This window comes from Christiangramia qingdaonensis (assembly GCF_048381525.1).
In the GTDB taxonomy this organism is placed as follows: Bacteria; Bacteroidota; Bacteroidia; order Flavobacteriales; family Flavobacteriaceae; genus Christiangramia.
This window is the reverse complement of sequence record NZ_JBLWIM010000012.1, coordinates 1,323,286-1,342,069: the sequence shown is the minus strand read 5'-3', so window position 1 is coordinate 1,342,069 and position 18,784 is coordinate 1,323,286. Positions and strand designations below refer to the sequence as shown.

Here is an 18,784-nt window from a genome sequence, read left to right as displayed (position 1 = left end):
TCAACAATTAAGCTATGACAAATCAAGTGGACGAATTTAATTCGTACCGTGCCAAGATGAACGATAAGATTCTTGGTGACAATAATAAGATCATTAAAAGAATCTTTAATCTGGACACCAATGCTTTTACTGAAGGTGCCCTGGATAAAAAAACCAAAGAATTACTTGGACTGGTTGCTTCTACGGTTTTACGTTGTGATGACTGTGTTAGATATCACCTGGAAGCGAGTTATAATGAAGGAATTACCAAAGAGGAAGTAATGGAAACCCTGAGTATTGGTACTCTTATAGGTGGAACTATTGTGATCCCTCACCTTAGACGTGCTTACGAATATTGGGAAGCTTTGGAAGCCCAGGAATAAAACGGAACAATTTCTGCTTATTCAGAATAAATTGAGAATATGAAACTACGCGCTGAAAATCTGATCAAGACCTATAAAGGAAGAAATGTTGTAAAAGGAATTTCTGTAGAAGTTAATCAGGGAGAGATCGTGGGATTACTTGGACCGAATGGTGCGGGTAAAACCACTTCCTTTTATATGATCGTAGGTTTGATCAAACCCAATAGCGGGAACATTATTCTGGATAAGCAGAACATTACCAAATTCCCCATGTACAAACGTGCACAGCATGGAATTGGATACCTTGCCCAGGAAGCTTCTGTTTTCAGGAAGCTGAGTATCGAGGACAATATTCTCAGCGTTCTGGAACTAACGAAACTATCCAAGAAAGAGCGACTAATGAAGATGGAATCGCTTATCGAAGAATTTGGACTTGGTCACATACGCAAAAGCCGTGGGGACCTTTTGAGTGGTGGTGAGCGTCGGAGAACGGAAATTGCCAGAGCTTTGGCTACAGATCCAAATTTCATTCTCCTGGATGAGCCATTTGCCGGGGTAGATCCAGTGGCGGTAGAGGACATTCAGAGAATTGTTGCTCAGTTAAAAGACAAGAATATCGGTATTCTCATTACCGATCACAACGTGCAGGAAACCCTGGCAATTACCGACAGAACTTACCTTATGTTCGAAGGAAGCATCTTAAAACATGGAATGCCCGAAGAACTTGCCGAAGATGAAATGGTACGTAAAGTTTATCTTGGACAGAACTTCGAACTTAGAAAGAAAAAGATTTTTAATTAAGCTGTTGCTTTCTTATTCGAAATTACTGAAAGTAATACATAAAACAGAATGATTACAGGGATCGCAATAAACTTCAGCAGTACAATAAGCACTAGACAACTGATCATAAAGAAGTAACGAAGCTTATTTTCTTTAAATCCCCAATCTGAAAATTTCAGCGCGAATAAAGGTAGTTCGGCATTCAGAAGAATACAGCTCAAGATTGTTAATCCAACTAAAAACCATTCGTTCAGGATCAATTGATTGATCACTGGGACAGACTCATAGGTAAGAATTAGCGGTAAACTAAGGATCAGTAAAGCATTCGCCGGAGTTGGAAGACCAATAAAAGAGTCGGTTTGGCGATCATCTACATTGAATTTTGCCAATCTATAGGCTGAAGCTACTATAATTAATAAGCCTATAAGCGCAAAGGGTTGCAGGTTCAACTCAAATTCTGAGGAATTCCAATCGGTGGATAAGCTACCGCTGGATGGTAAAGCTTTTACGATCAACTGGTACATTACGATTCCTGGCACTACTCCGCTGGTAACAACATCTGCCAGCGAATCCATTTGTAGTCCTACTTCACTTTTTACATCAAGTGCACGCGCGGCGAGACCGTCAAAGAAGTCGAAAAATATCCCTGCAGCTACAAATATAGCAGCCAGCACCAGGTTTCCCTGTACAGCAAAAATAACTGCGATACTACCAGATAGCAGGTTTAAAGAAGTAATTAGATTCGGAACGTGTTTTTTTAAGCCCATTTGACTGTTTTAAATAGAATCCACTAAACTAACATTTTGAATTTAAAAGCCTCTAAAAATACTGTTATATGAAAAGCTAGTCAGCTAAATATAATGTTTCCTGTATAAGTTTATTATTTTTGAGCAGACTTCAGCATCTATGAAAAACTTTCTTCTAGCCCTTCTTAGCGGGATCATTCTGGCAATTTCATGGCCAACTTATGGATTTCCAATTTTCATATTTCTAGGTTTTGTACCCCTACTTTATGCTGAATTTAAAATTCGTAATTATTCTGAAAGCAAGGTTAAACTGAAAGTTTTTGCTCTTTCCTATCTTACTTTCTTTGTCTGGAATGTGATTACTACCTGGTGGATTTACAACTCCACTCCATTTGGTGGAGTTTTCGCCATATTGGCTAATTCGCTTTTGATGTCTACAGTCTTTCTCTTATACCATATTGTAGCTAAGAGAACTGGGTTTAAAGCTGCTTCAGCATTCCTTATCAGCATCTGGATGGTTTTTGAAAAGATACACTTGAACTGGGACTTTTCCTGGCCGTGGCTTAATCTTGGGAACGTATTTTCAGAAGTTCCAGCATGGATTCAATGGTACGAATTTACAGGAACCTTTGGAGGAACATTATGGGTATGGATACTGAACATCGCCATCTTCAAGTCCATTTTATCATACCGGGAATTTAAAGACAAAGCGATCATAGCAAGTGCCGCGGTAAAGGTCTTTTTGCTTATTGGTATTCCAATGCTAATTTCTGGGGTTCTATACTGGACATACGAGGAACCTGAGGAATTCATAGATGTGGTTATCCTTCAGCCAAATATCAATCCTTATACTGAGAAATATAATACTACAGATCGAAAGATCGGGGAGCTGCTGCTTGAACTATCTGCAAAAGCTGTGACCCCAGAAACAGATTTGATCATTGCTCCGGAAACGGTTTTTGCTGATGGTACACAACTGAAGAACCTCAACAATTCTGAAGGAATATTTTACGGTGAGCAAATAAGCCAACTAGATAATGAATTATCCTTTCTGGGAGGAATTACCTTATACGAAAGGTTCAATGATCCTGGGAAAGTCCGCAGACAATCGAATAGAATCGGTCCTAACGACTGGTATGATGATTATAACTCTGCATTTATGATCAGTGATCACGCAGATAGTTTGCAATTATACCATAAATCAAAACTGGTCGTAGGCGTGGAGAATTTCCCGTATCAGGATATTTTGAAACCAATACTTGGTAATGTAATGATCGATCTTGGAGGCACGGTTGCGATGAAAACCACTCAGGAAAAGCGGGAAGTGCTTTATTTTGAGGACTCGTTGGGAACTGCACCAATTATCTGCTACGAATCGGTGTACGGAGAGTATGTAACCGGATATGTGGAAAATGGTGCGAATTTTCTAAGCATTATTACCAATGATGCGTGGTGGGGTGACACACAAGGACATCAGCAGCATTTAAGCTATGCGAGGTTGCGAGCTATAGAAAATAGAAGATACGTAGCGAGAAGTGCCAATACCGGAATATCAGCGATCATAAATTCCCGCGGTGATATATTAAAAACTTTAGCATATGAGGAGCGTGGCAGCATTTCAGGGCAAGTGGGAATCCAGAATGAGCTAACTTTTTATTCGCAATACGGAGATTACCTGGCAAGAATCGCTCAGTTTTTAACATTATTCATCTTCTTATTTTCCGTAGTAAAATATAATAGAAAAAGACCTGCGTAAGAGCTGAGATTCCAGCTTCTTTCCATTTTCACTTCAACTGAAGACTGAAAGCAGACTACCTAAATCTAAGAACCATACAACAACCAAAACGTAAAACAGACAACCTCTAGCTTTTACTGTCCTCTAAAAAATAGAACGGTACTAAAGGTTTTTAAAAGTATACTTAGGTCGAGAAAGATTCCGCGATGTTTGATATAATAAAGGTCATACTGAAGTTTTTCCAGACTATCGTCATAGCAATCTCCATAGTTTGCCATTACCTGGGCCCAGCCAGTTAAGCCGGGTTTAATGATGTGCCGGGTATCGTAGAAAGGAATAAGTTCTGAAAGTTCATCCACGAAGACAGGACGCTCAGGTCTTGGCCCGATCAAACTCATATCTCCAAGTAACACGTTGTAAAACTGCGGAATTTCATCCAGTCTGGATCTACGCAGGAATCGGCCAAATTTAGTAACTCTGAGGTCTTTTTTCTGAGCAAATTGTGGTCCTGAGATCTCCGCATCCTTATTCATGGTTCTCAATTTTACAATTTTGAAAACCTCACCATTCTTGCCAACCCGCTCCTGAAAGTAAAAGGTCTTTCCACGATTCGCGATCAGGTTTCCGGTGATAATAAAAGGACTTAGTATTACTCCAACTAGAATTCCGACTATTGAAACTAGGATATCAAAACTCCGAAAGGCCAGCAGGTAAAATTTATTCTGGTGATTTCTACTGAAGGGAAAATAGCGGTAAAAATCTTTATCTACATTTTGCACCGGGATTCTTTGGGTGATCTCCTCATAGACCTGCGAATAATCACGAATCGAAAACCCCTGCTTCTGAAGTTTGCTTAGCTGATTGTAAAGTGGCAACATCAATCCTCGTTGAAATGCACTGGTAACAACAATCTCACTAATATGCTCATCCTTGACGGTCTGCACGAGTTCCTCTACTTCAAACCTTAAAAGATCTTCTCTGGCGATATCAGTTTTCAAAGTTTCGTCGGTATTAATGTAGCCTACTACAAAATAATTAGGATCAGCTTTTTGCAGGGATTCAGCGATCAACTTGATATCAAAAGAGTCGCCTACTACGAGAACCCGCTTATAGAATCTTGGACTTGAAATCAGACTGATATAAAGAGATCTCCAGATAAGTAGTGAAATGGCCACTGAGAGAAAGAAAAAGATGATCTGTAGTCTGTTTTCTGGCAAACTTGGAGTAAGCAAAGGCGTTAGCATATAGAACAGAACAGTAAGACTGGTAGTTAGCAGGACGTTTTTTAACACACTGTCAAACCGGTCTGCCTTCTGAAGGTCATAAAGTTCAAATACATTTCCGAAGAAACTGAGATAAACTATAAATACCAGCGTCCACGTCCAGGTATCAGAATTAATTCTGAAGTAGTCAAACTGAAAAATTATTCCGACAATAGTAAGAGAAAGTAAGGCAAAGAGAATATCGAAAAGTTTTAATAGAAACTTTCGCTCAGAGATTTCAAAATGAAAAATAGGCTTTTTCGACATTGCGGCAGGGCTGGTAATGTGCCGATAAATATAGAACTTTTAGCTTAGCAAATCCAGCCATTGGTGTTTAACTCGTTCCCAATCGAAGTTCTCTACTTGGATTCTGGCATTTTTAGCAAGTTGAGCGCTAAATCCAGGCTCAGATATCAATTTAATGCAAGTAGTAGTCATCGCTTTAGCATCATCTGGTGTTACCAGAAGACCGGTGTGTTCATTTTGGATTAGATATGGCATCCCACCAACATTTGTTGAAACCACAGGTAAGCCGAGAGCCATCGCCTCCACGACACTAACGGGAGTGTTATCCACATTTGAAGTATTCAGAAAAATACAGTAATCCTCAGATAGCGAAATTAAATCAGGTTTAGAAAGTTTCCCTGGAAAGCTAACTTTTAGGTCATTTTTCTCCACATAATTCTTAAGTTGTTCATGACTACCATCCTTATCAGGTCCTACCATGCAGAGTTCGCTTTCAGGATAGAGGTCTGATAAATTTTCCAGTACCTGAATGGCTAATTTGGGGTTGTAAAGTTGCTGAAATGAACGAATCCACAGCAATTTTGGAGTGATATGAATACGGTGCTGGAAAGTATAATTTTGAAGAGGAATAGCATTGGGAATGCAAATAAGATTCTCGTAACCCAGCTGATCAAACTGCTGATAAAGGTATCTTGAAGGAGCCACTAATTTTGTGGCGTTCTGAAATAGACTTGTTACATAATTACCAGAGGACCTAAGCCTGTTCGATAAGTTACCGCCATGCAAAATAAAATAGTAGTCTTTCCCTCTTAGCCTGGCTATACTCCCGCAGAGTTTTGCATAAATAAAATTCTGAGTACTGTAGGTGTCGATAAGAACCTTTTGATAGTTGCTAAATAAGCAATACAGGCACATCTCTAGAAGTCTCAGGAATTTGTTTTGAAAGGTTGAGATCGATACAATTTCTAAACCTTCAGTTTTGAGCAGATCTGGAATAGTATCAACTGCCGTTGGAGTTCTCCCCCATTTTTCAAGTTTGTTACCTATATAGAGGATTCTTTGCATCAGGCCAGAACTTGATTCCAGTCATCTCTTACACAACTCCAGTCAAATTCATCTACCTTGCTTTTAGCATTTTTACAGAGTAATACCCCTACTTGCGGGTTTTCCACGATGTCCTGAATAGCAACAGCCATTTGTTGAGCAGAACGATCCTGCACCAGAATTCCGTCCATAGAATGATCAATTAGCTGTGGCATTCCGCCAACATTCGTACTAACTACCACCAGGCCAAGGCTCATCGCTTCAATGACGCTTATTGGGGTATTATCCACAGTGGTGGTATTTATAAAAAAGTCATAATGTTGAGATAGAGAAGACCAGTATTTCTTCTTTAATTTCCCGGTAAAACGAACATCAAGATCATATTTCTCCACAAGTTTCTTACAGGTTTTCATAGTTCCATCCTTTTCCGGGCCTACCATACAAAGACTTGCCTTTGGATATTTTTCAGAGATGAACTTCAATACTTCTATAGCCATAATAGGATTATAACGTTCCTGAAACCGTCGTACCCACAGCAATTTAGGCTGAAAACTTTCACGCCTTTTAAAAGGGTAGTTTGACGTTTTTATGGCGTTAGGAATGACTCTGGTCTTTTGAAAGCCGTGCTTTTCAAAAGCATTCTTTAAAAACATCGAGGGTGCTATATTAACCTTTGAGTTTCCAAATAGACTCTCACTGAATGATTTAGATCTTTGCAGTCGTTCCGGAAGATTTCCACCGTGTAGAATAGGAATATATGCGAGATTTGATAACTGACAGGCCTTGCCAACCAGATAGGCATAATAAAAGTTCAGGGCCCCGTAAGTATCGATAAGAACAATATCTGTAGAATTCTTATAACGTGCGATCAACCCAAGCATTTCAGTAAGTCTCAAGGCCTTGTTTGATCTCGTGGATGCAGTTTTAACCTCATAGCCCTCCTTCCTTAACATTTTACTGAAAAAAGAAATATAGGTGACGGTAAAACTATTAATACGTAAGTCGTTTCCTATGTACAGGATTCTTTTTTTCATCTACTATATATAATAATGCGAGGCCATAAACGAAAGCCGGCATAGCTATTCTCATGGCAGAGTGATTGATAGTTAAAAACCAAAAAGCCACAAAAGCCAGAAAGTAATAGTTATTTTGAAATTTAAACCAGAATATTAAAGGAACAAAGATAAGAATCGCTAAAGCAAAGATACCTAAAACTCCGTGTTCTGACAGCAATCTACTAATTTCGTTGTGCGAGGCAATTTCTATCCCTAAAGTTTCCTGTCTGTATTCTCTACCCTTCCCTACACCAATACCAGTAATTGGATGCTTGTAAAAGGCCGTCAATTCAGTTTCTATTAATTCTACCCTTCCAGTAGAAATATCGCTTTTTAATTCCCCTGCAGCATTTCTATTTGCATATCTATTACCAATTAATCCACTGGTTTGAGCAAAGGAAGATACCCATATCAAAATAAGCATTCCCAGCACCCCGAAAATTCTTTTATTGGTGCCTTCCATAATTTTCCTGTCTTGCTTATAATAAAAGAAAATTAGAAAGCTTACAATACAAATAATTGAAGTTAACACTCCTCCCCTTGAAAAGGTTATCACTGCTCTATACCCTATTGATACTAATAAGATTGCATCTATAATATTGATCCATTTATTCCGAATGGTAAATAATCTTGTACATAATAGAAAAGCCCCCATTCCAAATACAGTTGATATTTGGTTAGGTCCAAATCCACCTGTTGCAGAATAGTTTCCCTGAAGATTAATTTTTACCGCATCCATACTTGGTGTATACAGGAAAAGATAAATCATCTGAGCAAGGATGGGCATCAATAGCATAATCAATACTCTCTGATAGTCTTCTTTTTTAATCTTTTTGTAATAGCAATATAATGCGGAGACACCGAGGCATACTGGTCCTGCTAAATTAAAGGCAACTTGTTTTCTAAATTCAAAATCATAGCTCATGGTAAATGTTACCATGACCACACCTGGAAATAAAATGAGCAGATAAACCCAGAATGGAACTGTTTTAGATGATGCCCCTTTGAAGAACATGCCTATGAGTAAAAAAATTATTACAGCATATTTTCCTGTCTCATAGAAAATTACTGCACTTGTTTGTCTGAAAAATACTTCACCACCCGCAATGTACGCGGCGGCCATTAATGCTTCATTTCCCTTATTCTTTCTGTCTAGGATTATAAAGGTGAATGTTGCCAGAATTCCCAGTAAAATGACCTTTGCGAGGGCTGGAATAAGATAAATAAGAAAACCATACCCCACATGAAGTATTAGCATACGGATATAGAACTTATTATTTTTCCAATTGTCCTTGATCATAGGGACTTAGTAAAATTTATATATGCAGATACTACTTTATCAATCGAATATAGTTGTTTTATTCTTCTGTTTAATGCTGCTCCTTCTTGCAATCGCCTTTCTCCGTTCTCAAGTAGTTTCATGATACTTTCTGCAAAAACCTTAGGATTGGAAGGCTCTATGATCGAACCATGATTTCCAAGTATTGCTGCACAGGAACCAACATCAGTACAAACTACCGGCAAATTAGAATACCCGTACTCTAATAGAACTAAGGGTAGAGCTTCTGAATTTGAGGAAAGCAATCCAATATCTGAATAATATAAATAAGGAAAAATATTATCCATAGAACCGTAGTAATATACATTTTCCTCATTGTTAATTTTTTTCAATAGCTTCACACTATAGTCATCTTGAAATTTTTTCCCAAGCAAATGAAGAGAGACCTTAAATTTTTCATTAACTATTTTAAATGCTTCCAGTAGAGTATAATGATCTTTCTGAGGCCTGAGATTGGCTACGCAAATAAGATTGAACTCAGAATCTCCCTGAAGTGGATTTGAAACTTGGTTATTAATTTCAGGAATTTTAACAAAGTTGTTTAAAGAAATATACTGCTCCGAATTTAAATTCTCTTCTCCCCATTTTTTCAATTTCTCATCCACAGAAATAATTCCATCAATTTTTTTTGAAAAGAATTTAAGGGGTTGCAATGATCTGTTTTCGAGAAACTCAGAATTACCATAATGATCATGCCACATCAGTTTAAAATTACCTCCAGTATATTTGCAAAGAGCAGCAAAAAACCAGGAAGAGGAATGGGCATGAACTATGTCTATCTTTTCCTTTCTTATAATTGACAATAGTTTGTATAATGCCGCAAGATCGTAAACTTTCCTTTTATTCAGAAAATGAAACTTAATTCGTGGATCGATTTTCTCCTTCAAAAGACCATTTTCTCTGGTTACACATATTTGAGAATCTATACCATACTCAGTAAGAGCATTGGCATAATTTACCGCCATCTGCTCTGCTCCGCCAGGGTGAAGAGTATCTATTAACTGTAGAATTCTCATAATAATTCTTTAATTTCGGCTTGAAAATAATCCAGAGTATATTGCTGAGACCATCTCATAGCATCTTTAGAAATTCTCTCCATTTTAACTGGATCGTCCATTATTTCTCGAATAGCTTTAGTAGCAAAAAGAACATCCGGTTCAATCAGAATCCCTCGTTTACCCTTATCCAGCATCCAGGGCATACATGAAATTGCTGTTGCTATAGGGATACAACCAAAAAACATTGCCTCTGCTATCGCTTTTGGCCAGCCTTCACTTCTGGAAGGTAATATTGAAAAATGTGCGTTCTGATATGCTTCTTTTATTACAGATGGCTCCTGGTCCCCGTGCAAATTAATAATAGCACCCAATCTTTTGCTCTCTATATAATTTCTAAGTTCTTTTATCTTAGTACCAGAACCATAAAGATCTAAATGAACATCTCTTCCCGAAGCCCTTAAAAATTCAATGATCTGTATGGCTAACAATGGCCTTTTTCCGGAAGTCATACTACCCACAAATAAAAATCTAAACGGTGCTGAGAATTCTTTTTCTATTCCCATAATCTCATGAGAATGATAACTTGCAGTGAAAAAAGAATGAATATTTGAGTTCCTCTTACCATTCCATTCACCATAAACCAGAACCTTGGCATTTTTGGTAAGTTTTGTATTCGATATTAAATATTTCTGAAATCTGTAGGACCATGGTTGACTACTAGACGGATCCCAGTTCCCGGCATACTTAAAAGTCTTAGGTTTTCCTGGAAATATAATCTGAAGAAGGCATGATAGCAAACCTATATTCCCGGGGCAGCGAATATGCAGATGATCTGCTTTTAGCATTGCTCTGAAAATTTTAAATACTATCCTAGGAATTTTTATCACAGAGAATATTGTGTCTCTTATTCCTAAAAAAGAGATAGAAGGAATTGGGGAAAATAAAACATCCTTTCTTTTATAAGCCTGATCCTTCTTAGATAGGTTGGTCGCTACAGGCGCTACTAATTCTACCTTAGATGTTAGCTCGAACCAAAGGTCCATTTCTCTAACATATGGAGCATAAGCAAATTTGCTGTTACCCTTAAGGTAATGAGGAACATGTGTAAAGACCGCAAATCTCATTTAGTTTCTCGTCTATTTTGCATTAACATCGTAAGATGCATACAATTGAACATATACTTTTCTGAAACAGAAGATTTTTCCCAATCTTCTTTATGGAGTTCACGTGCTTTTGATTGTTTGTATTCAGCTGAGAAAGGCATTAGGTTTATCAAAAAGAACCATTTTGTTTTTCCCAGAATTGCTCTCTTCTCAACGATCTCAAAAGATCTCTGATACTTATAAAATACTTTCTTTGTAAATGGCCATTCCCATGCCCTGTCAGATTGAAACGGACGATAAATAGTCCTGATGAACTTTATTGGCAAACTGGTTTGTAAAGGATCATAACTAATTATTTTACCTTCAGGTTTGAGCTTTTCCTTTAATTTATTTATTAAATGATCTGTGTCCTGGAAATGATGTAAAACGCCATAGGCATAAATAACATCAAAATCTTTCTCTCCAAAATCTGAGGATAAAAAATCTACACTCAACCCAGAGGCATTTGGCAGACTTTCAAATTTTCTATTCAGAATATTTATACCCTTTTCGCTTAGATCTACTCCAATATACTTGGCTGAACTTGATGCTAGATAGTAGGACAGCGAATTACCCTCATAACAACCTAAGTCCAACACTTTCTTATTAGAAAGGTCTCCCAGCCAACTTTTATGAAGTTGATAAATCTCGTCTTGAACCCCAATATTTTGTCTGATTTTATTAAGAATTCCATTTCTAAAATAAGACCATATTTTAGTTATAGAATTCTTGCTCTTATTTTCATAAAACTCCTTTTGCCTTTTATTGACCTCATCTGTCATTTTCTGTCCTGCTTATGAATTTTTCAATAAACTGTAAATTACTATCTCCGGTCTGAGGTTATGCTCATAATACGATCTTGCATTTCTTTCTAAAGAAGATCTGAAATCCGGATTTTGACTTATTTTCTGTATTACTTTTTCAAGGTATTCATTTTTATCAAGTATATATAGGTGTTTACCGTTAACAAGATCCACAGGAAATTCATTGAACATCCTGGTACTTATAATTGCCTTCCCTAAAGCAAGGTATTCGGCTAATTTCCAGCCATGACAATCCTCAACTGCAGGTGTGTTGAAAACCAGAATCGATTTTTTTATCTTTCGAATATAATCCTTTAAACCTATTCTGTTGGCGATTAGTTTATCATAACTTAAGGTATCATCATCAGATCTTGGCGCAAATCCACCTTCAAAATTGATTTCATCCATACTTCTACAAGCCAGTATAAATTCAGCTCTTTTCCTATTTACCCGATCTTCCTTTTTCCATAAACTACTAATAAAATAGATGTAGTTATGGTCTGATTTGTTATTTGGCTGGTATTTTTTAAGAGGCAAACGCCTGTACTGACGCCAGTAGTTCTTAAAAAAATTCTCTTTCATATATATAAGCCCTTTTGCCTTTCTATAATTCACTACTGAATAATATAAAAGTTGCGGTAGATTCCATATTCTGATACCAAAACTAGGTCCTATGGGCTTCACCTTCTCTGAGAACCCAGTCGGGATCTTGTCGCTTTGATAATTTACTTTTCCATAGATATCACTCCAATTAGCCAGTTCTTCGTTCATCCTTGGTGAATCAAAGGCATCAATAGCAACTTTTATCTCCTCATTTTTATTCTGAACAATAGCCGCAAATGTCCTTTCAGGAAAAGATGGAAAAGCTGAACTCTGAAAATCTACATTATTTCGGCCAAAAACCTTATAAAAACCTTCGATATAAAATGAATAATAAAATACATCTACCGCTGCATATATGATCACTTTCATCGCTTAAGATTTTTATTAAGAGGAATTGTGATCAATGCGGTAATTCTGCCTAAGGCGTCTCCCAATGCCTGAGATCTATGTTCTGTATTGATGGTATTCCCTAATCTTATTAAAATTAGTAAAAGAGCAGTCCCAACCCATTTTAATAACGCCTTTAGTGTGGGTCTGGGATATTTTAAATGCCAAACATACCATCCATTATTAATTACCATTTGGCCATATTTAAAATAATCAGGTCTTCCCGACGCTTCATGATAATGATATAATGTTGCTGCTGTGTTCACATAAAGTTTCCCGTATGATCCTACTCTCAGGCAAAAATCCATGTCTTCATACAATCCGTAGCCCTCAAAATAGGACGAAAATTTAATTTTCCTGAAAATTGATGTATTATAAGCCGCTGCTCCCCCCATGAAATACTCTACTTCATAGATTTCACCAGTTGGAGGTAAAAAAGAAACTGTAAGTCCGTTTGAAAAGTCAGGCATGACTCCTGGCGGTTTATTGCTTAGAAGTCCAAGTTGCTTACGTAACAAATTCCTGCTTCCTAATTTTCTTACAAATCCGTCTATTTCAAATTCATCATAATTGATAGCTCCATTTCTCTTCTCCCAATTGGATTCATCAAGGATATAACCTCCAAATCCTACAGCATTAGGAAATCTTTTAAATCCAGCAATTAGATTCTCGAAATAACGTGGGGTTAAAACAATATCATCATCCAGAAAACAAGCAATATTAATATTTTCATGAAGTTTATCAACCCCTATGTTTCTTTGCTTTGTAAGACCTCTCTTTTCAGAACTTACCTTAAAATAATCCAGATTTGAAAATTTATTCTTATCCAACTCGATCTTACTCCTATTATCCTTTGAACCGTCTACTACAATTATCTGATCTGGATACAGGGACTGCTCTCTTACTGAATTCAGCAGAGTTAGAAGAGCTTCAGGCCGCTGGTAAGTACAAATGATCAGACTAAATTTCATTGGAGCAAATTTATAATTTAATTAGCCGGTGTATTTAATTATTCCGTATTTCTAGTCACAAGTTCCCTGGACCACAATTCACTTAATTCCCACCTTTTTCTCATACTCCTTAAATAACTGAGAGGATTCCGTATAGGTTGATTTTTGTATGACTTAAGTATTAGAGAAATCCTATAGCCTTTGATCTGTTTTTTGGTAAAGTATCTTTTAGAAAAGATCATGATCGTTGGAGATGGTTTCGGCAATGGTTTTTCCCTTTCCCAATCTAAAGTTGGCTTCTTTCTGAATCCACCAATTGGCGCCTTTAAATGTTGAATAACCAGATCTGGATGGTAGATAATATCACAACCAGATTGTCGTAATTTCATTCCATAATCTGAATCTTCTCCGTATCCGTGCTCATATACTTCTGAAAATCTATGAAGGCTGGCAAACTTGCTTCTAACCACACTGGTGCCCGATCCAAAGCTTCCCCACTGTTTTATTTTCCTAAAAACGGTAGCTTCTCCCGGCTGTTTACAATTCAGGTTTATACAATCTACTCCTAGCCTCTTTGCCTCACTTATAGTTTGTTCCAATACTTTTCCCGGGACTCTTATATCATCATCTGCAAAGAAAATCCATTCTGAACGCACCTCTTTTAAAGCCATATTTCTTGCCATACACGCACCTGTCTTATGTGTAAAATGGTGGATTATTTCAAATGACCATTCAGTATTAATTAAATCTGATATTTCAGAAGTCGATTCTGGATCTGGGTTTTGTTCAATAATAATAACCCTTTTGGGTAAAAGACTTTGTTGGCTTAGATCTTTAACCACCTGATATAAAAACTGAGGCCTGCCAATTGTTGGAATGATAATATCTATGGAATCTACCTGACTTCTATCTGCATTTTCTATTTCAATGTCAGATAAATCAACTTGCATTTTAAAAAAATCTGCTTTAAAGAATGAATTTATAAATGCAAAAAGAGGAAAGTTCTTCTCATACCTTATAAGGCTATATAGAAGTACAAAGGACCAAATGACTTTATAATGCTGTGCAACGAAGGCAAACAAATCTGTGTTGTCAGCCTTTACTCCAAGTTTATTTTGCCCTTTCAAATCGATCAAACCAGGATCTGAATAACAGAACAAACCATTTTGCTGTCCTGTTTTAGCTACAGAATCCAATAGATATCCCAAACTCGGGATTTCTGCAAGTTGAGATTGAAACTTTAAGAGGACCGAACTATGTACTCCGCCAATATCGGTACTCATCTGCCATGTAGGATACTTTACATCTCTCGCAACATTTATAAATGGTAACTGATCTATATAGCCAATATCGTCTGATAGATATTGCGTTTTAAGACTATAAGAGGCCATGATCCTATCGTGGTAAAAAATCTTTTTTAGGTTCTCAGCTAGAAGGTCATTCTGGAATTCTTCCTCTACCCAGATTAGGAATTCATCTGGAAAATTATTTGCAAGTTCCCACAAAGACTCTGTGCATGACTTACTACTAATATCAATATTTGTCCCGTTTCTAATTGCCTTTACAGGGATAGTGGAATTCTTATGAATAAAAAATATCATATCAATTGAAGATTAGTATTCCTTTCTTTTGCTGATTACTTCTCTGTAAAAACTAATATTCCGCTCCACCACTATTGATGTTGAAAATTTATTTTTAATCTGCTCTCTTGCCTTTTTTCCCATCTTTTGAGCTTTCTCAGGATTTGCAAGTAAGTCCAGAACCCGATTGGCAAAGATATCATGTTTCAATGGTGATACCGTATATCCAGTGCTGCCATCGATCATAATTTCATTAGCCCAGCCAATATTGGAAGTGACCAAAGGCTTCTCCATCGCCATAGCTTCTAGCCAGGTCATAGGTAGCGCTTCTGCAAAACTAGGCAATGCTACCACCTGAGCTGAAACTATATATTTCTTAATCTCTTGATAAGGAATTTCTGCTATATATTTTACAGAAAGGGAAGCCTCCGGTGATAGTTTCTTATTAAACAGCTCAAGGGTTGATACCTTCTCGAATATATCAATTACATCTTTGCCTATCAGTAATAGTTCTGCTCTATTATTTTGTATAATGATCAAATTAAAGATCTCTGCTAATTCCAGAACTCCTTTTTTCCGGATAAGGCTGCCAAAATAAAGAATTCTGTTTTGCACTAATTCAACATTAGCAGATACACTAAACTCGTTTAAAGAAATACTATTAGGAATAACTTCAATAGAATTTTTCAACCCAAAAACCTCCTTAGTGAGTTTGGCAGCATATTCACTTACCGAAATCAAATGATCAGCATCACTCAAAGCTTTTTTCTCAAAAAGTCTGTTCTTGAATTTTTGCTTTCTACCCTCTAATCTGCAAAAATATGCATCCGATCCGTGCAATCTTATAACAAGTGGTGACCGTAAGTTTATAAAAGCTGTAATCCCCGTCCAATCTGGGGCCTCGACCAGATCAATTCTTTCCTTTTTAATTGTTTCATTAACTACTTTTTGAAGATGTTTGCGATACAGGTACCAGCCGAAAAATCTATATTTTCTTTGCTTTATACCAATGAAATTAATGCCAGATTCATGAAAGACCAGCTTCTCTTTCTGTCCATACACAAAAACACTCACCTTTATACCCTTTTCAACCAGTGAGAGGGCTAGATTCTGCATACTTGTTCCCAAACCTGCCGAGGCTCCAAATTGTTTATTAGGATATTCAGGGGTAAGAAAGGCTATGTGCATACTATTCACTATAAATCGAAATCGTTGATAATCTTTAGAGTAAAGGCTTTTGCTCCATTTATATTTAAATGTCCACAATTAAAATAGTATTCAGAATTATTATCAAATAAAGCTGCGTAATTTTTATAAGAAGAGACCTTATTCTTCAATTCATTTATTTTTGATCTGTTTTCTAATTTTTTACAATAGGGTGCTGTAAAATAAAACTTAGCAATATCTTGAAATTCCTCTTCAAACTTTTCCAATCTAATATTATTTGAGTTTAATGTATTCGGAAAACGCCCGGCTAACTCGTCACCAGTACCGAATTTGGGTGAAAAACCAATCTTGATATTCCTATTAGAATTTGTAGTGTTAAATGAACTCATCAGTTCTCGAAATCCCAAAACTTTTTCGTTTTTTAAGTACCTGTAGAATGGAACCCACCGATAAATAAAGTACTCCTTTTGTTTTAAAAATTCATTCGCAACTATAGAATCGGTCATATGAGGTGCAAGATTAGCTTCAAAATAAGGAGTCAAACCAATTGTATTATAATTATAATCTAGCTGTACAAGAACAGTATCAAAGCTTATATTATTTCTTTTATGAATTTTTGATAAGATGAGTATATCTCCTAAAGAGGCTCCTGAAAAACCAAAATTTATACATTTTTTACCCGTCATCTTGGAAATCAATTCACAGTCTATATGCCTCTCCACTCGGGAAGAACCATAGAAAGCTATATCATAATGCTTATCCGAAACTTTTAAAAGATTCTGCACTTTATTGCGAGGCGAGGATTTCTTATAAATAGAGGTATAAATAAGATCTAGAGTAAAAGACAAGCTTAATACTGCAAGGAATATTATAATTAGATATTTTAAGAACAGCCTCATTAAAATTGAAAATATATAAATTCATTATACCCAAAAAACTTACCCATTACAAGCATAATTAAAATGACCAAAATAAGCTTAATGATTCTATACTTCCCATAAAAGGGATGTTCTTCATGTCTGTGCAACCATTCAAATATCACAAAGAATACAATCAAACCTACTAATTCAATATTGTATCTTTCTATTGATAGATATGCAATTTTAAAATTCAAGTTGCTTAATAAAATCTTTATATAATCAAATGCCTGGAATAAATTTTCCGCTCTGAAAAATATCCATGCAAAACATACACTGCTGAAAGTAAAAATTATCCTAAATAGATTTCTTAAATTTAATTCAATATGGTCTGAAGTTTTTTGACGAGAATTTTTGAGGAAAAATACAGGTAAAAACAAAAATGCATGTATCCCGCCCCATAATATAAATGTCCAATTAGCACCATGCCATAATCCACTTAATAAAAAGACAATTAAAATATTTCTAATTGTAAAAAACTTATTCATTCTTGAACCACCTAGGGGTATATATACATAATCACGAAACCAGGTGGATAGGGATATATGCCATCGCTTCCAGAATTCACCTATATTCCTGGAAAAATAGGGATAGTTGAAATTTCTCATTAGCCGAAAACCAAACAACCTACCCGTACCTATGGCAATATCAGAATAGCCGGAGAAATCGCCATAGATTTGGAAAGCAAAATAAAATGCTCCAAGAATAAGCGTTAAACTATCATGATTCTCATAGTTTTCAAAAATTGCATCGCTATACACTGCAGCGTTATCTGCAATTACTACTTTTTTGAATAGACCCCATATTATAAGATTGATACCTGAAATGGCAAGATCACTATTAAACTTTTTATGAGTATTGAACTGTGGCAGAAGACTGGAAGCTCTTTCAATTGGACCCGCAACTAATTGTGGAAAAAATGATACGAAGCCGGCAAAATTGATAAAATTTCTTGTTGGCTCTAATTCTCTTTTCCAAACATCTATGGTATAACTTAAGGTTTGGAAAGTATAAAAAGAGATACCAACAGGAAGTATAATATTTAAACTTTGAATATTTAATTCTATTCCAGCACTTTGAAAAGTTGAAATTAAAGAAGTAAGAAAAAAATCATAATATTTAAAAACACCGAGAATCCCAAGATTGAAAGATAAACTTAGCCAGAGTAATAAGTTTCTGGCCTTCTGTCTATTTTCAGTTGCCAAGAAAAGGCCTACTATATAATCTACGATCGTACTAATAAAGATTAAAAATAAAAATCTGTAGTCCCACCAGCCATAAAAAATATAACTGGCCACAACTATCAATAAATTTTGAAGTTTGTGATAAGGTTTTAGAACAAACCAAAAAAGTATAAAAACAGTAGGTAAAAAAATTAAGAAAGCTATAGAATTAAAGAGCATGGTTTCTTTCTAATATTTGATTAATATCCTCTCCTATTATCTTCGAAAAGATTTTAGCTCCTTTAGCATTCAGATGAAATGTATCATAAAACAGATTTGCATTTTTCGATAAAGGATGTGATGAGTAATCAAGGAAATATGCATTCGGATAGTCTCTGATAATCTCTTCAATTTTCATTTTGATTTTAGAAACTGAAGTCTGGTTAATAATCAGTCTTTCTTCATACTCTGGTGCCCAGGTAAAAAAATAATAAATGCTTCTATCTGATTCTAATTGGTCTTCTAA

18 protein-coding genes are annotated in these 18,784 nt (G+C 36.1%); 3 read left to right on the top strand and 15 right to left on the bottom strand.

Annotated elements, in window-relative coordinates; genetic code table 11:
• The first annotated feature begins 14 nt into the window (after positions 1-14).
• Positions 15-362, top strand: coding sequence for a carboxymuconolactone decarboxylase family protein (locus ACNI3T_RS11150; protein ID WP_141878394.1), 348 nt, complete (start codon positions 15-17; stop codon positions 360-362).
• 39 nt (positions 363-401) lie between these two features.
• Positions 402-1,142 (top strand): LPS export ABC transporter ATP-binding protein, encoded by a 741-nt coding sequence (gene lptB / locus ACNI3T_RS11145; protein ID WP_026914497.1) that lies wholly within the window; start codon positions 402-404, stop codon positions 1,140-1,142.
• On the opposite strand, the gene ACNI3T_RS11140 is transcribed toward lptB, so the two are convergent.
• Positions 1,139-1,888, bottom strand: a complete 750-nt coding sequence (locus ACNI3T_RS11140) for a CDP-alcohol phosphatidyltransferase family protein (protein ID WP_418227849.1) — start codon at positions 1,886-1,888, stop codon at positions 1,139-1,141. The genes lptB and ACNI3T_RS11140 overlap by 4 nt on opposite strands.
• Before the next feature lie 139 nt (positions 1,889-2,027).
• On the opposite strand from ACNI3T_RS11140, the gene lnt reads away from it, so the two are divergent.
• Entirely contained in the window at positions 2,028-3,623 is a 1,596-nt protein-coding gene (lnt, locus tag ACNI3T_RS11135; RefSeq protein ID WP_418227848.1) for an apolipoprotein N-acyltransferase, read from the top strand.
• Positions 3,624-3,736: 113 nt separating this feature from the next.
• Here the strand turns inward: lnt and ACNI3T_RS11130 are convergent, their stop codons facing one another.
• The 14 genes from ACNI3T_RS11130 to ACNI3T_RS11065 form a co-directional block, all read right to left on the bottom strand.
• A complete protein-coding gene (locus ACNI3T_RS11130) occupies positions 3,737-5,131 on the bottom strand; it encodes a sugar transferase (protein ID WP_418227847.1) in 1,395 nt (464 codons plus the stop codon).
• Between the two features lie 39 nt (positions 5,132-5,170).
• Positions 5,171-6,175: a glycosyltransferase family 4 protein gene (locus ACNI3T_RS11125; protein WP_418227846.1), complete on the bottom strand. Its 1,005-nt coding sequence runs from the start codon at positions 6,173-6,175 to the stop codon at positions 5,171-5,173.
• On the bottom strand, positions 6,175-7,188 hold the full coding sequence (locus ACNI3T_RS11120; RefSeq protein WP_418227845.1) for a glycosyltransferase family 4 protein: 1,014 nt from the start codon (positions 7,186-7,188) through the stop codon (positions 6,175-6,177). The genes ACNI3T_RS11125 and ACNI3T_RS11120 overlap by 1 nt, the downstream gene beginning before the upstream one ends.
• Positions 7,145-8,509 (bottom strand): O-antigen ligase family protein, encoded by a 1,365-nt coding sequence (locus ACNI3T_RS11115; RefSeq protein ID WP_418227844.1) that lies wholly within the window; start codon positions 8,507-8,509, stop codon positions 7,145-7,147. The genes ACNI3T_RS11120 and ACNI3T_RS11115 overlap by 44 nt, the downstream gene beginning before the upstream one ends.
• A complete protein-coding gene (locus ACNI3T_RS11110; RefSeq protein WP_418227843.1) occupies positions 8,506-9,564 on the bottom strand; it encodes a glycosyltransferase in 1,059 nt (352 codons plus the stop codon). The genes ACNI3T_RS11115 and ACNI3T_RS11110 overlap by 4 nt, the downstream gene beginning before the upstream one ends.
• On the bottom strand, positions 9,561-10,670 hold the full coding sequence (locus tag ACNI3T_RS11105) for a glycosyltransferase family 4 protein (RefSeq protein WP_418227842.1): 1,110 nt from the start codon (positions 10,668-10,670) through the stop codon (positions 9,561-9,563). Before ACNI3T_RS11105 ends, ACNI3T_RS11110 begins: the two co-directional genes overlap by 4 nt.
• Positions 10,667-11,470 carry a class I SAM-dependent methyltransferase gene (locus ACNI3T_RS11100; protein ID WP_418227841.1) on the bottom strand — a complete coding sequence of 268 codons (804 nt, stop codon included), beginning with the start codon at positions 11,468-11,470 and terminating at the stop codon, positions 10,667-10,669. Before ACNI3T_RS11100 ends, ACNI3T_RS11105 begins: the two co-directional genes overlap by 4 nt.
• Before the next feature lie 12 nt (positions 11,471-11,482).
• A complete protein-coding gene (locus tag ACNI3T_RS11095; protein WP_418227840.1) occupies positions 11,483-12,463 on the bottom strand; it encodes a glycosyltransferase in 981 nt (326 codons plus the stop codon).
• The gene (locus ACNI3T_RS11090) at positions 12,460-13,452 is read right to left on the bottom strand and encodes a glycosyltransferase family 2 protein (RefSeq protein ID WP_418227839.1); all 993 of its coding nucleotides are present in this window, start codon (positions 13,450-13,452) and stop codon (positions 12,460-12,462) included. The genes ACNI3T_RS11095 and ACNI3T_RS11090 overlap by 4 nt, the downstream gene beginning before the upstream one ends.
• A 38-nt stretch (positions 13,453-13,490) precedes the next feature.
• Positions 13,491-15,032 carry a glycosyltransferase family 2 protein gene (locus tag ACNI3T_RS11085; protein ID WP_418227838.1) on the bottom strand — a complete coding sequence of 514 codons (1,542 nt, stop codon included), beginning with the start codon at positions 15,030-15,032 and terminating at the stop codon, positions 13,491-13,493.
• A 12-nt stretch (positions 15,033-15,044) separates the two neighbouring features.
• Complete coding sequence (locus tag ACNI3T_RS11080; protein WP_418227837.1) at positions 15,045-16,199, bottom strand: glycosyltransferase family 4 protein; 1,155 nt, start codon at positions 16,197-16,199, stop codon at positions 15,045-15,047.
• Positions 16,200-16,207: 8 nt separating this feature from the next.
• Positions 16,208-16,963 carry a hypothetical protein gene (locus ACNI3T_RS11075; protein WP_418227836.1) on the bottom strand — a complete coding sequence of 252 codons (756 nt, stop codon included), beginning with the start codon at positions 16,961-16,963 and terminating at the stop codon, positions 16,208-16,210.
• Positions 16,964-17,076: 113 nt separating this feature from the next.
• A complete protein-coding gene (locus ACNI3T_RS11070) occupies positions 17,077-18,498 on the bottom strand; it encodes an MBOAT family O-acyltransferase (RefSeq protein ID WP_418227835.1) in 1,422 nt (473 codons plus the stop codon).
• Positions 18,488-18,784: hypothetical protein (locus ACNI3T_RS11065; RefSeq protein WP_418227834.1), on the bottom strand; the 297-nt coding region annotated here is incomplete at its 5' end. The genes ACNI3T_RS11070 and ACNI3T_RS11065, both read right to left, overlap by 11 nt.

Coding starts and splice junctions, on each gene's coding strand:
- ACNI3T_RS11070 (WP_418227835.1), bottom strand. CDS start 18,498: ATGCTCTTTAATTCTATAGCTTTCTTAATTTTTTTACCTACTGTTTTT.
- lptB (WP_026914497.1), top strand. CDS start 402: ATGAAACTACGCGCTGAAAATCTGATCAAGACCTATAAAGGAAGAAAT.
- ACNI3T_RS11085 (WP_418227838.1), bottom strand. CDS start 15,032: ATGATATTTTTTATTCATAAGAATTCCACTATCCCTGTAAAGGCAATT.
- ACNI3T_RS11150 (WP_141878394.1), top strand. CDS start 15: ATGACAAATCAAGTGGACGAATTTAATTCGTACCGTGCCAAGATGAAC.
- lnt (WP_418227848.1), top strand. CDS start 2,028: ATGAAAAACTTTCTTCTAGCCCTTCTTAGCGGGATCATTCTGGCAATT.
- ACNI3T_RS11105 (WP_418227842.1), bottom strand. CDS start 10,670: ATGAGATTTGCGGTCTTTACACATGTTCCTCATTACCTTAAGGGTAAC.
- ACNI3T_RS11110 (WP_418227843.1), bottom strand. CDS start 9,564: ATGAGAATTCTACAGTTAATAGATACTCTTCACCCTGGCGGAGCAGAG.
- ACNI3T_RS11095 (WP_418227840.1), bottom strand. CDS start 12,463: ATGAAAGTGATCATATATGCAGCGGTAGATGTATTTTATTATTCATTT.
- ACNI3T_RS11080 (WP_418227837.1), bottom strand. CDS start 16,199: ATGCACATAGCCTTTCTTACCCCTGAATATCCTAATAAACAATTTGGA.
- ACNI3T_RS11090 (WP_418227839.1), bottom strand. CDS start 13,452: ATGAAATTTAGTCTGATCATTTGTACTTACCAGCGGCCTGAAGCTCTT.
- ACNI3T_RS11125 (WP_418227846.1), bottom strand. CDS start 6,175: ATGCAAAGAATCCTCTATATAGGTAACAAACTTGAAAAATGGGGGAGA.
- ACNI3T_RS11120 (WP_418227845.1), bottom strand. CDS start 7,188: ATGAAAAAAAGAATCCTGTACATAGGAAACGACTTACGTATTAATAGT.
- ACNI3T_RS11115 (WP_418227844.1), bottom strand. CDS start 8,509: ATGATCAAGGACAATTGGAAAAATAATAAGTTCTATATCCGTATGCTA.
- ACNI3T_RS11140 (WP_418227849.1), bottom strand. CDS start 1,888: ATGGGCTTAAAAAAACACGTTCCGAATCTAATTACTTCTTTAAACCTG.
- ACNI3T_RS11130 (WP_418227847.1), bottom strand. CDS start 5,131: ATGTCGAAAAAGCCTATTTTTCATTTTGAAATCTCTGAGCGAAAGTTT.
- ACNI3T_RS11100 (WP_418227841.1), bottom strand. CDS start 11,470: ATGACAGATGAGGTCAATAAAAGGCAAAAGGAGTTTTATGAAAATAAG.